General features: G+C 58.2%; 9 protein-coding genes and 1 pseudogene. 2 read left to right on the plus strand and 8 right to left on the minus strand.

The window, feature by feature from the left end:
- Positions 1-39 precede the first annotated feature (39 nt).
- Positions 40-1,245: a diaminopropionate ammonia-lyase gene (locus tag NLM27_RS40125; RefSeq protein WP_254148511.1), complete on the minus strand. Its 1,206-nt coding sequence runs from the start codon at positions 1,243-1,245 to the stop codon at positions 40-42.
- A 240-nt stretch (positions 1,246-1,485) separates the two neighbouring features.
- Here NLM27_RS40125 and NLM27_RS40130 point away from each other — a divergent pair.
- A pseudogene (locus NLM27_RS40130) lies at positions 1,486-1,809 on the plus strand (diaminopimelate epimerase); the annotation flags it as partial.
- Between the two features lie 611 nt (positions 1,810-2,420).
- On the opposite strand, the gene NLM27_RS40135 reads toward NLM27_RS40130, so the two are convergent.
- The 6 genes from NLM27_RS40135 to NLM27_RS40160 all read right to left on the minus strand — a co-directional run bounded on the left by NLM27_RS40135 (position 2,421) and on the right by NLM27_RS40160 (position 8,822).
- Positions 2,421-2,840, minus strand: a complete 420-nt coding sequence (locus NLM27_RS40135) for a hypothetical protein (protein ID WP_254148512.1) — start codon at positions 2,838-2,840, stop codon at positions 2,421-2,423.
- A gap of 56 nt (positions 2,841-2,896) precedes the next feature.
- Positions 2,897-3,619: an amino acid ABC transporter ATP-binding protein gene (locus NLM27_RS40140; RefSeq protein WP_254149046.1), complete on the minus strand. Its 723-nt coding sequence runs from the start codon at positions 3,617-3,619 to the stop codon at positions 2,897-2,899.
- Between the two features lie 132 nt (positions 3,620-3,751).
- Positions 3,752-4,891: an amino acid ABC transporter permease gene (locus tag NLM27_RS40145; protein WP_254148513.1), complete on the minus strand. Its 1,140-nt coding sequence runs from the start codon at positions 4,889-4,891 to the stop codon at positions 3,752-3,754.
- Between the two features lies 1 nt (position 4,892).
- Positions 4,893-6,092 (minus strand): amino acid ABC transporter permease, encoded by a 1,200-nt coding sequence (locus NLM27_RS40150; protein ID WP_254148514.1) that lies wholly within the window; start codon positions 6,090-6,092, stop codon positions 4,893-4,895.
- Between the two features lie 94 nt (positions 6,093-6,186).
- The gene (locus NLM27_RS40155; RefSeq protein ID WP_254148515.1) at positions 6,187-7,350 is read right to left on the minus strand and encodes an amino acid ABC transporter substrate-binding protein; all 1,164 of its coding nucleotides are present in this window, start codon (positions 7,348-7,350) and stop codon (positions 6,187-6,189) included.
- 41 nt (positions 7,351-7,391) lie between these two features.
- Complete coding sequence (locus NLM27_RS40160; RefSeq protein ID WP_254148516.1) at positions 7,392-8,822, minus strand: M20 family metallopeptidase; 1,431 nt, start codon at positions 8,820-8,822, stop codon at positions 7,392-7,394.
- A gap of 363 nt (positions 8,823-9,185) precedes the next feature.
- Here NLM27_RS40160 and NLM27_RS40165 point away from each other — a divergent pair, with 363 nt between their 5' ends.
- Positions 9,186-9,686, plus strand: coding sequence for an Lrp/AsnC family transcriptional regulator (locus tag NLM27_RS40165; RefSeq protein ID WP_254148517.1), 501 nt, complete (start codon positions 9,186-9,188; stop codon positions 9,684-9,686).
- A gap of 15 nt (positions 9,687-9,701) precedes the next feature.
- Here NLM27_RS40165 and NLM27_RS40170 read toward each other — a convergent pair whose 3' ends face one another.
- Complete coding sequence (locus NLM27_RS40170; protein WP_375142336.1) at positions 9,702-12,551, minus strand: FAD-binding and (Fe-S)-binding domain-containing protein; 2,850 nt, start codon at positions 12,549-12,551, stop codon at positions 9,702-9,704.
- Positions 12,552-12,572 lie beyond the last annotated feature (21 nt).

The raw sequence follows: 12,572 nt of genomic DNA on the forward strand, positions 1-12,572 counted from the left end.
TCCTACGCTCCTCTGCGATTAGCCTCCCTGCGATATCACTTAAGTCTTGCTCAGAACTCTTGCCGTCACGTCCCCGGGACGAACCCCCACGAGCCTTTCATAGAGGACTGGATCAGTCGCGCCTTCAGTATTGATCAGGAAGACAGATGAATCTGGGCCGAGCCCGATCTCGGAACGCAGCGCTGGGTCACCCGCCACCTTTGCCAATCCAGCGAGACCGACGCCACCACTTTCGCCGGCGACGATCGCCGGATCGCCGTCTAGGGGATAAGCGAGATCCTTCATCATGGCGACCGCCTCGTCGTCCTCAACGGTCATGAAGGCATCGGCGACTCGAGAGAGAATGCGCCAGGCAACAAGCGATGGCTCGTAGCATTCGAGCATTGCCATGACGGTCGGCTTGTCATGTGGCACCTTCACGATATGGCCGGCCTTGGCACTCTCCAGAAGGCAGGCGGCGCGCGCCGGGTCCACCACAGTGAGGAAAGGCCTGTCATCCCCGAACACAAGCGCAAAATGAGCGGCGACCGCCGCCGCGATCCCGCCGACACCAGCCTGTATAAACACATGGGTTGGGGGCTTCGGCAGTGCGACGAGCGCCTCGCGCAGCAGCGCTATGTAGCCCTGCATGACAAGATGCGGGATGCGTTCGTAACCAGGCCACGATGTGTCGGAGACCACGATCCAGCCCCGTTCGCTGGCGACACTCGAAGCCGTCGCAACGGAATCATCGTAATTGCCCTCAACGCGCTCGATATGAGCACCATAGCGCGCGATCGCCCGGCATCGCTCCTCGCTGACGCCCGCATGGACAAAGATGACGCAGTGTGCGCCAACCAGTTGAGCGCCTTGTGCAACAGATCGGCCGTGGTTGCCGTCGGTAGCACACGTCACCGTTATTCCCTCTGCGACTGCGGCGACCTCGGGCGAGCGCCACTCGGAGACGTCCACCCGACGGTCGAGTTGTTGCGACGCTAGATCGAGAACGAGTTGGATGACAGCATAGGCTCCTCCGAGCGCTTTGAAGCTACCGAGACCAAGTCGTTGTCCCTCGTCCTTGATGTAGATTGATTGGACACCCAGACGACGCGCAAGTGCAGGAAGCGAAACTAGCGGGGTCGGGATCGCCCCGTCTCGATGGTGGAGGAAGCGCTCCACCGCCTGAGCGGCTTCAATACCGAGAGCGTCGGCATCGGAAGGGTCGAGGGCTACACGGTAATCACTGAGGGTATTGCGGAGCAACATGGCGCCATCTTCTGTTGACCAAGTTCAAGATAGATACCGCCCTCAACGTGATCACTGCGCTACAATTTCGCCCTGATATCGCAGATTTCTCTCTCGCACACCCTCGCAAATGAGAGTTTCGCGTTCGGAAGAACCTGCAGCCAGGATCAGCCAGGAAAAAGCACGGACAATTGCCTGGAGAAGGCTCATCAATGAGAGGTTGGAGCAGGGGGCTGCCCTGAGCGCGCTCGCCAATCATGGCGGTTTGGTCCGCTCCTGGAAAAACATCCAATCTTCGCCGCGCGCCAACATCACGCTGGCCAATATCGTCGATCGCGACCAGATCTCGTTTCGCACCTGGGAGCGCGGCGTCGGCGTGACCAAGGCTTGCGGCTCCGGCGCCTGTGCAACCGCTGTCGCCGCTGCGCGACTGAAACGGACTAGCCGTACTGTCGAGATCACGCTGCCCGGCGGCGAGCTCGACATCGAGTGGCGCGAAAGAGATGATCGCATTCTGATGACGGGCACGGCGACGTTCGAGTATGAAGGCACCTTCGATCGACTTTGTTCGCTCCCATCGTGTGAGCTCGAAGTTCCACTAAGCATCGAGCCTTCAGCTTCCGCGCGACATCGAGAAGGATTTGGCGCGGGCGATCAGCTCACTCTTGGCTGTGGAGCCAAGCGGGCTTATGAGAGTCCTGCTACTTGAGGGTACGATTATCGTCGCTGGCGCAACGCGCGACCATCATTTGCGGTCGCGACCCGCGCCAGATGTCATGGGCTGACAATGTCAGGCTTTTCGCTGGTTCGAGCCGAGCCAAACGTTCGGCCCGATAGCCTTCGTTGACCAGTCCTTCGCAGCCTTACTCATTCAGCGTCTGGGCGACCGGTTGCGCCAATTCCTTGAGGCGACCTACTATACGGACCGAATCTATCGCAACCGGGGGGTGCCACTATCTATGGAAGCCGAACCCGGGCTCGCCTCAGCAAGCGACGGCGACCCGTTGTGACACTCAAGTCCGACTGTTTGACTATCTCCGAGCTGGTTTATCAGAAGATTAGGGCGTGTACTCATAAAGCGGGACACTGCGGATCAGGGTGCGTTTGATTTCTGCTTTGCCCTGAAGCCGGCCAAAGCGGGTATCTCCGGAGGTCCAAAGTCGGTCAAACTGCGCCGGCCACCTAAGAGATACGGCTCAAGGATCAAGAGCGCCATCTGCTCCAGGGGCCTCTCTCATTGACGGTCGAAGTCGAACGACGATTTCGCCTGTCCGCTTACTGACGTTGACGATGGCATCGAGAGCTTGCCGGACTTGTTCCAGATCTGGCGGTTGAGCACTCAGCCAGTTTAACCCGGCTTGTGCATGCATCTCCGTCGCAGTGAGCACATTAACGATGGCACTATAGGTGTGCATAGGTTCCGCCGATTGGACGCCATTTGCAGCCGTGCCAATCGCATCGAGTACGGAGTCGGGTTGGGACAGGATGACACGGCCGTTGTCGGTCTTGAAGATGGCCGCGTCCATGTGTTCGGCGACGAAACGTTGAAGATCTGGCTGGATTGTTCGGTCCTTGCCGTCCACGATGGACCGACTCGGCGTCGACTTGCTGGACATAGCGCGCTCCTCCGTGGCCATATGATCAGACAACTGCGTCTTTATGAGTACACGCCCTAGTGCTCTCTAAGAACCTGTCCCAAGAATAGTTTTAGCCGATCGCTTTTCGGTTGGCCAAAGACCGATTGAGGGCTTCCTGATTCCACGATCTGGCCGTGATCCATGAACACGACGCGATCGGCTACCTCGCGTGCAAACCCCATTTCGTGGGTGACGCAGATCATCGTCATGCCATCCTTGGCGAGCGATACCATTGTATCCAGAACTTCTTTGACCATCTCTGGATCGAGAGCCGACGTCGGTTCATCGAACAGCATGATCTTCGGCTTCATACAAAGCGCGCGGGCGATGGCAACTCTCTGCTGTTGGCCACCCGACAATTGACCTGGAAACTTCTGAGCTTGGTCGGGAATGCGAACACGCTCCAGATAAGCTCTGGCTTGTGCCTCCGCATCAGCGCGAGCTATCCCGCGCACGAGCATAGGTGCGAGCGTGCAGTTCTCGAGAACAGTCAGATGCGGGAACAAATTGAAACTTTGAAACACCATCCCAACCTCCCGGCGAATGGCATCCAGATGAGCGACATCATTGTCGACCTGTATGCCGTCGACCAGGATCTTTCCTTGCTGATGTTCTTCTAGATTGTTGATACAGCGGATAAGTGTGGACTTCCCCGAGCCAGAAGGCCCACAGATAACGACTCGTTCGCCGGTCGTCACGTCCAGATTAACGTCGCGTAGTACGTGCAAGCTACCGTACCACTTGTTAACATTTTGCATCGAAACGGCAGTCGCTCTCGGCGGCGAACTCGTCTCGGCGATAGCTGGCTCGATCACTCTAAGTCCCTTTCGATTCATCTGCCGTCTCTCGCAGGAGGGGGCGGTTCAAGGCGCGCCCGGGGTGATCAACGATTAGCGGTGTCTATGTATGTTGAGGCCGATTTCCAGCCATTGGCTGTATCTCGACATGGCGAAGCAGAAGACGAAGTAGATCAGACCGGCAAAGACGTAGGTCTCGACACCGAATCCCTGCCAGGCTGGTTCGGCGACGGCGACCTGCGCCGAATGCAAAAGGTCGTAGAGACCGATGATCAGGACCAGTGAGGTGTCCTTGAAGAATCCGATGAAGTTGTTCACGAGCGGCGGAATGACGGTTCGCAAGGCCTGCGGAAGTACAATCCGTTTCGAAGTCTGCCAATAGGAAAGGCCCAATACGTAGGCAGCCTCATACTGCCCTTTCGGAAGCGCTTGTAGGCCGGCGCGCACGACTTCCGCGAGATATGCAGCGAAGAAAAGGATGATGGCGATCTGGGCCCGAAGAAGCTTGTCGAGATTGACGCCTTCGGGCATCAGCATCGGGAACATTACGCTTGCCATGAAAAGGAGGGTGATCAGAGGGACGCCGCGAACGACTTCGACATAGGCCACGCAGAGCCATTTGATGAATGGGAGGTCCGAGCGACGGCCGAGCGCTACGAAAACTGACAACGGAAATGCGATCGCGACCCCGATAGTCGCAATGATAAGAGTGAGTGCCAGACCGCCCCAGTTAGCTTGAGAAACGAATGTAAGCCCGAAAACGCCTCCCCACATGAGCAGTCCAATCAGTAGGAGCGTAGCTACCCACAGTGCCGCGAGTTCGATACGCCAGAACTGTTTCATCGCAGAAACGACGAACAATCCGACGAAGAGCGCGGCAACGATGGCTGGTCGCCATTGCTGCTCGAAGGGATATGTGCCGAAAAGGATGAAGCGGTACTTCTCCCCGATGACTGCCCAGCAAGCCCCACTTCCTAACGCTCTGCAGCTATCGGTGATGGGCCCCTGTGGACCGGCCGGAACGGTCCAGACAGCGTTCACAACTGCCCAATTGAACAGCGAGATGCCGGCCTTCGCCATGACCGCCAGCAAGATCAAGGTAGTGAGCGAGGAAAGCCAGGAGTAGAAGAGGTTCTCTCGCGCCCAAGCGAAGAAGCCGCCACCAATCAATTCCGGACGTTCGCGTGCTTCGATCAGTGTTGGGTTGACGACGTGTTCGACGAAGGCGGCCATGTCAGCGCTCCACCAATGCCACGCGGGCGTTGTAGACGTTCATCATAAGGCTGATCGAAAGGCTGATCGTCAGGTAGACAGCCATGATGATGCCCACCAGCTCGATGGACTGACCTGTTTGATTCATCGAAGTCGTAGCGATAGACACAATATCTTGGTAACCGATCGCGACGGCGAGCGAGGATCCTTTAGTCACGTTGAGATACTGGCTTGTCAACGGAGGCACAATGACACGCAAGGCCTGCGGGAACACGATCCATGTCAGAATGCTTTTTGGATGGAGCCCGAGGGCGCGCGCCGCTTCCTGCTGTCCGCGGCCCACGGATACGAGACCCGATCGGACGATTTCGGCGATGAACGCGGCATTGTAAACGACGAGGCCTACAAGAAGCGCGAAGAATTCGGGAGACACGGTGATCCCGCCCCGAATATTGAAGCCCTTCGGCTGAGGAATATCGATGATTACGGATGCGCCGAGCGATAATCCGACGACGAGCGGGATGATGACCAAGAGCGTGATGACTACTGGCCAGAACGATCTTGCTCGCCCGTCCTCCAGCTGCTTGCGCGACGCTCTCTTGGCGTACAGCGTCGTTGCCAGCAGGCCGATAACAAAGGCGAGTAGTATCCAACTATGCGCGGCTTGCCAATCCACAACGGGAAAGCTCAATCCACGATTCGACAGAAAAACACCCGCGATGGGATTTAGGGCCTGCCGCACTGGTGGCAGTTTCTGAAGGATGGTGTACCAAAGAAAGAGCTGAAGCAGGAGCGGGACGTCTCGGAATAGATCGACGTAAATGGAAGCCAGCTTGGCGAGCAGCCAGTTTTTCGAAATGCGCGCGACGCCGATCGCGGTGCCAAGAATGGTCGCGAGAATGATACTCCAGAACGCCACCCACAGCGTATTGAGCGTCCCTACAAGAAGCGCACGGAAATAGCTATCGGCTGGCGTATAAGCGATCAAGTGTTCTGCAATAGGCAAACCCGCTTCACGAGTAAGGAACCCGAAACCCGAGGAGATGTTGCGCGCAGCGAGGTTGTGCTGGAGGTTGCTGGCGAGCCAGAAGACGCCTCCAAACAAGGCCACCGCTGCGAGCGCTTGCCAAGCAAATCTACGAACGGCAACGTTGGAAACAAATGTACCCAGCGTTGTTCTCCGGCGATTGTGCGCTTGTATGCCGTCGTTGAGTGCCGTCATGTCGCTCTGCCACGAACTGGGATAAGTGAGTCAAATCGAGGATGCGTCTCCTAGGGGAAGGCGAGCGGCGGTCCCGCTCGCCTTCCCTCACGAGCTAACGCATCGGGGGAGCGTATTGAATACCGCCATCCTTCAGGAGGCGATTCACGCCACGCTTAATGCCCAGGCCGGCGACGCTACGGTCCCACAGCTCGGCGGTGTTGCCGACAGCCTTGATCACATTGGCAGCCCATTGCGCATCGAGCCCAAGGGCTGCGCCTAGATCGCCGGTCTCGCCCATGAAGCGCTGATTTTGCGGATCGCGCGTCTTGCGGAATGTGTCGATATTGCTTTTGGTGATGCCGAGCTCCTCGGCGGTCAGCATGGCGATGTAAGTCCAGCGCACAATGTCGAAGAAGCGTTGATCGCCCTTCCGGACGAACGTTCCGAGCGGTTCCTTTGAGATGATTTCGGGAAGAAGATCGTATTCGTCGCCCGCAGGTCCCATCGAGAGCTTCAGAGAGCCGAGTTGTGAGGCATCGTTCGTATAGGCGTCGCACCGGTTGCTCGCCAGTGCATCGCGGATCTGCTCGATCTTCTCGATCACGACCGGCTTGAGTCCAAGATTGTGCGATCGGAAGAAGTCGACCATGTTTGCCTCACCGGTCGAGCCCTGGTTCACACAAACAGTAGCACCGTCGAGCTCCAGCGCACTTTTGACACCGAGGCTTTTCTTCACCATGAATCCTTGGCCGTCATAGAAATAGACCGAGGCCACGTCCAAACCGAGGCTGGCTTCGCGAGTGAGGGTCCACGTGGTGAAACGGGCCAGCATGTCGACTTCGCCGGATTGGAGTGCAGGGAAGCGCGTCAAACTGGTGAGCGAGGTGAAGCGGATCTTCTCCGGATCGCCGAAGATCGCGGCGGCGACCGAACGGCAGATGTCCGCATCCAGTCCTTGCATTACGCCTTTGCTGTCCGGGAAGCTGAAGCCGGGTCGATCGCCTGCCACGCCGCAGATGAAGTATCCACGAGCCTTGATGGCTCCCAGGGTGTCGACCTTGTCTGAAGGGGAGGCGCTCGGTCCGCTCTGGGTTTGGGCTTGGGCGCTTAGCGGGGCGATTGTCATCGCTGCTACCAGCGCCGCAGCGCAAAGCGCTGACGCCGGTTTTGAGTGCGCCTTGCCTGTGCGCGTTTGGGCGTATCCTAAAGTCACCATGGTTGTTCCTTCCCTGTTGAAAGCGATGCGTTTGTTTTTCTTGGGCGCGCGTGAGGGCATCACCGTTTCTTCTACGAAAGCCGAGCGTGGAGCGGCTGGAGTCAGGCAGTCGCGACTGGTTGCCTATCCCGGATCGCTGCCTCTCCGAGATCCCAGAACAGGCCCGTCATAATCTGCATTCCTTCCTCCGCCACGGTGACGAGCATGTGCTCGTCAGGTGCATGCTGAGAGCAGGAAGGATAAGAGTGCGGGATCCAGAGGGTCGGCATACCGATGATCTCGGCAAAGACGTCGTTTGGCAGCGATCCACCAAAGTTGGGCAGCAAGGATGCCTCTCGCCCGAGCGTCGTTTCCATAGACGAAAGAGCGAATTGAACCCAACCGTTATCGAGGTTCGTCCGCGTCGCAAGGTAGAAGTCTTCCTTGATTTCCTCGATCGTCACGTCGGAGAAACCTCGCACGTCCAAATGGGCGCGCAAGGCGGGAAGAACCTTCTCCGGATCGACGCCAACCACGTAGCGCAATTGGCAGGTCGCGTTAGCGGTGCCCGGCACGGCGTTGACCGGGGCGTCGGGCCGGCCGCAGATGAAGGCAAGGATCTCGAAATTGCACCAGCCATAAACCTGTTCCGCGCCCGCCAATCCCGGTTCACCCCAGTTGTGGTCGATCTCCGGGTCATTGGGGCCTGTTTCGAGGGCAATCTTTTTCAGGGCTGTGCGGACCTCAGGCGGCATGCGGTCCGGAGTCCATTCCGGAATCGCGATGCGGCCGGTCGGATCGGTAATGGTGGCAATCGCATGGGCGAGCCTGATGCCAGGATTGACGAGCAGGCCACCCCAGTTTCCTGAGTGATATGCTCCTTCGCGGATCTCGCAGGTGAGACGAAAGCCGACGCTGCCGCGACCGCCAAGAAACAATGTCGGAGCACCTGCTGCCAGGCGGGGACCATCGGACGCGATGAGACAGTCCGATCTGAGCAGATCGCGATGATTTCTAGCTAGTTCGGCCAGCCCGAGGGAGCCGGTCTCCTCGCCCATCTCGATCAGCACTTTGGTGTTGAATCCCAGATGGCCGCGTCTTTCCAACACGACGCGTAAGGCAGCCAAGTTGATGGAGTGCTGTCCCTTGTTATCCGCCGTGCCCCGGCCGTAGATGCGACCGTCAGCTTCATCCAATATCCAGGGGTCGCGGCCGTCCTTCCAATCGCCACTCATGCCCCACAAGACGTCGCCATGTCCGTAGATCAGAATGGTAGGACGACCCGGGTCTTCGATCCGCTCGGCATACATAACCGGTAGACGCCGCTCGACCGGGTTTTCGATGATCTGGCATGAAAAACCCATCCGCTCCAGGAGCGGACGCATTTCGTTGTTCAAGTAGTGAAGGTGATCGTCGCGGCTGTCCGCTCGAGGGCTTTCGCTGCGGATTGCAATACGAGGAGCCATCTCGGCCGCAAAGTCGCCGTTCGCGACATAGCTTCGCGCGGCGGCAATCGCAGCTTCCCTCGTGGCCGGTTGGGCAACGTCAGACATCAGAACTCCGGAAAGGAAAAATTGCCGACTGCGAGCACAGATTGCCGCTCCCTTGTCGCGGTTCTTGTGCCTTAAGAATGTGCATATTCGGATATGATCAGTATTGCGGCGCGGCCGAGTTGTGCGCTCGGATTCACGGTGCCGAATGCAATCTTCCCTCGTTTTCTCGGCATTGGCTGAACGAATTGTGGCGGTTCACTCGAACCGCTCGGAGCGTTATTTCGAGGGGTGCCAGGCCGGGAGTCGTCGGGGAAAAGTTAGCGGCGAGGAGGCTGAGTGCATGGGATTCTCGTCGAAAATATATTGCGCCCGAGCTCAAAAAAGCTTTTAGCTTGAGAGGTTTACTGGACGATGGAGGCGTTGATGCCGAAGAAGCTCGGGGTGCATGACCTCGATCAATATGATCTAGCGATCCTCGAAATTCTTCAGCGCGACAACACGACTCCGCAGCGCACCGTCGGAGAGATGGTCAATCTCTCCGCTGCGGCCGTTCAGCGCCGGATCAGCAGGCTTCAGAAGGGTGGCGTCATCGAAAGCAACGTCGCTATACTCGATCCGGAGACCGTGGGTTTACCCATCACGATCCTCGTGGAGGTCCACATCGAGAGCGAGCGTCTTGATCTACTAGAGGCTGCCAAGAAGGCGTTCATCGCAACCCCGGAAGTCCAGCAATGCTATTACATTACTGGCGACATGGATTTCTTGTTGGTGATCACCATTGCTTCGATGAGAGATTACGAAGAGCTTACCAAGCGTTTGTTTTTTGAGAATCACAATGTCAAGCATTTCAAGACGATGGTGGTCATGGATCGCGTCAAAGCGTCGATGGGACTAAAGCTGCCCACCGAGAAGACAACTAAGTAGAGTCTCCCACTTCGATCAATCGTCTAGCGCCATCGCGAGGACGCGCGCGACGTGAACGGCTTCCCGAGCGGCTCCGTCCCAGATTTGATGGCGACAACTTGTTCCGTCCGCGACAACGAGATCTTCAGGACCTGCTTGGCGGACGGCGGGGAAAAGCGACAATTCGCCCATGGCCATCGAGATGTCGATCGTGGCCGCTGCGTACCCGAATGCTCCGGACATGCCGCAACAACTGGATTCGATAGGCTTGATGACGAGTCCCGGGACGGCTCGCAACGTCTTCTCCACCGCTCCCATCGCGTCGAACGCCTTTTGATGACAATGACCATGCAAATGCACGGTCCGCCTCTGTTGGTCCCGGAAAATCAAGGTGGTCGCGCCAGTGGCTAGGTCGTCGGCGAGCAATTCCTCGATCAGCCGTGCTGACTTGGCCAATGGCGCCACTTCTTTTTTCGGCAGGAGGGCAGCAAACTCGTCTCGGAACGTCATGAGACAGGAGGGTTCGAGCCCGACGATCCGCGCCCCTTTCGAAACGAAGGGCGCCAGCGCTTCCGCAGTCCGTCTCGCTTCGATGCGGGCCTCCTCTACAAGGCCTGCCGAAAGGAACGTTCGTCCGCAGCACAGTGGCCGGCCGCCATCCTTCGCCGTGACATGATGCATCCGGTATCCGCCGGCCTGAAGTACCTTTTTAGCCGCCTCCAAGTTTTCGCGCTCGAAGTAACGGTTGAAGGTATCGGCGAAGAGCACGACGTCGCGCCCGTCTCCCACGACGTCAGATGGGGAGGCTTGACGACGCTTGTCGCGCCAGGCGCTACGCCAGACAGGCAATGTACGTCGCGCCGAAAAGCCGAGCCAACGCTCTGTTAGCCATGCCAAGCCGGGTATACGGTCGCGAAGGTTCATCAGTGGGGCGAGCTTGGCGGCGAGCGGTGCATAACGCGGCAGGTAAGCGATCAGCCGTTCCTTTAATGGGAGACCGTGCCGAGTATGGTAGTGGTGCAGGAATTCGATCTTCATCCGCGCCATGTCGACGCCCGTGGGGCAGTCACGCTTGCAACCCTTGCAGGAGACGCAAAGGTCGAGCGTTTCCTTCATCTCTGGAGAGGTCAGGGCTTCCGGGCCAAGTTGTCCCGATATCGCCAGCCGCAACGTATTTGCCCGACCTCGGGTGAGGTGTTGCTCTTGCCTTGTGACGCGCCAGGACGGGCACATGGTGCCGCCGGCCATCTTCCGGCATGTACCGTTGTTGTTGCACATCTCGACGGCGCCGCCGAAGCCGCCCCACTCGGACCAGTCTAGAGCGGTCTTCGCGGGGGCAGAGGTGCGATAGCCCGGCGGAAAACGCATCAGGCTGCGATCGTCCATGTGATACGGCCTGACGATCTTGCCCGGGTTGAGCCGGTTTCCTGGGTCGAACGCGTCTTTGACCTCTGCGAAGGCGCGCGTGAGCGTGCCGCCGAACATCGGCTCGATGAAATCTGAGCGCGAGATGCCGTCCCCATGTTCGCCTGAAAACGAACCTTTGAATCGTCGTACGAGGTCGCAAGCTTCTTCGGCGATCGCTCGCATAGCCTTGACGCCCTCTTCGGTCTTCATGTTCAGGATAGGACGGACATGGAGGCAGCCGACCGACGCGTGGGCATACCAAGTTCCGCGTGTGCCGTGCTTCTCAAAAAGGGTCGTCACCGCATCTGTGTAATCGGCCAGGTGCTCCAGAGGAACGGCACAATCTTCGATGAATGAAACAGGCTTTCCGTCCCCTTTCATCGACATCATAATGTTCAGGCAGGCTTCTCGGACTTCCCAAACTCGCTTCTGCCGCTCTGGCTCGACAACCTCGACTACCGCATCTGCAAAGCCGTAATCGGCCATGCATTGATCCAGTCGTTTCAGTTCCTTTCTCAGTTCTGAGAGATCATCTCCAGCGAACTCGACCAAGAGCAGGCAGTTCGGTTTTCCTCTGGTGATATCGTTGAGAGTGCGGATGAACAGCGGGATGTCGGCGCCGAGAACCAGAACGTTGTTGTCGACAAGCTCGACTGCCACGGGATTCAATGCGACGAGATGCTGGGTCGTCTCCATGGCAGCACGAAAGTTCGGGAAATGGCATACGCCCATTACGCGATGCCGGGGCAGTGGCGAGAGAAGCAGTGTTGCTTCCGTCGTGATCGCAAGAGTGCCTTCCGAGCCGACGAGCAGGTGGGAGATGTTGGGCCTCACCGCGAGCAATTCATCGAGGTTATAGCCGCCGACGCGACGCTGAACCTTCGGAAAGATTGTCTCGATCTCGGATCGATGGTGCTCGGCCAGTGCCAGCATCCGGTTCATCAAATCGCGAGCGCGCGGAGATGAGTTGTCCCCGATCGGTCGGTCACTGAGCGTGAAAGACTCGCCGTCGTTGAACATGGCCTTAAGTGCGATGACGTTGTCGACGGTCTTGCCGTATCTGAGTGAGCGCGCTCCGGAAGAATTATTGCCTGTCATCCCGCCGATCGTGCAGCGGCTTGCCGTCGACGGCTCGACGGGGAAGAACAGGCCGTCCTTCTTGACGAACGTGTTGAGCGCCTCGAGAACGATGCCCGGAGCGACTGAGATCGACCGGGCTGCGGGATTGTACTCGCGGATCGCATTAAAATAGCGGCTCAAGTCGAGCACGAGGCCATTGCCGATCGGTTGGCCATTTTGAGAAGTGCCGCCGCCACGTGCGATCACGGGGACGCCGTGTTCGGCTGCAATCGTCAGTGCCGCGGCGATGTCGGTCTCGGTTTTTGGGAAAGCAACACCTTGGGGCATGATCTGGTAGATCGAGGCGTCCGTTGCATACCGACCGCGGGTGAATGCATCGAAGCAGACTTCGCCCTCCATTGCTTGAGAGAGCCGCCTCTC

Source organism: Bradyrhizobium sp. CCGB12, assembly GCF_024199845.1.
In the GTDB taxonomy this organism is placed as follows: Bacteria; Pseudomonadota; Alphaproteobacteria; order Rhizobiales; family Xanthobacteraceae; genus Bradyrhizobium.

Coding starts and splice junctions, on each gene's coding strand:
- NLM27_RS40125 (WP_254148511.1), bottom strand. CDS start 1,245: ATGTTGCTCCGCAATACCCTCAGTGATTACCGTGTAGCCCTCGACCCT.
- NLM27_RS40135 (WP_254148512.1), bottom strand. CDS start 2,840: ATGTCCAGCAAGTCGACGCCGAGTCGGTCCATCGTGGACGGCAAGGAC.
- NLM27_RS40140 (WP_254149046.1), bottom strand. CDS start 3,619: ATGCAAAATGTTAACAAGTGGTACGGTAGCTTGCACGTACTACGCGAC.
- NLM27_RS40145 (WP_254148513.1), bottom strand. CDS start 4,891: ATGGCCGCCTTCGTCGAACACGTCGTCAACCCAACACTGATCGAAGCA.
- NLM27_RS40150 (WP_254148514.1), bottom strand. CDS start 6,092: ATGACGGCACTCAACGACGGCATACAAGCGCACAATCGCCGGAGAACA.
- NLM27_RS40155 (WP_254148515.1), bottom strand. CDS start 7,350: ATGCCCTCACGCGCGCCCAAGAAAAACAAACGCATCGCTTTCAACAGG.
- NLM27_RS40160 (WP_254148516.1), bottom strand. CDS start 8,822: ATGTCTGACGTTGCCCAACCGGCCACGAGGGAAGCTGCGATTGCCGCC.
- NLM27_RS40165 (WP_254148517.1), top strand. CDS start 9,186: ATGCCGAAGAAGCTCGGGGTGCATGACCTCGATCAATATGATCTAGCG.
- NLM27_RS40170 (WP_375142336.1), bottom strand. CDS start 12,551: ATGGAGGGCGAAGTCTGCTTCGATGCATTCACCCGCGGTCGGTATGCA.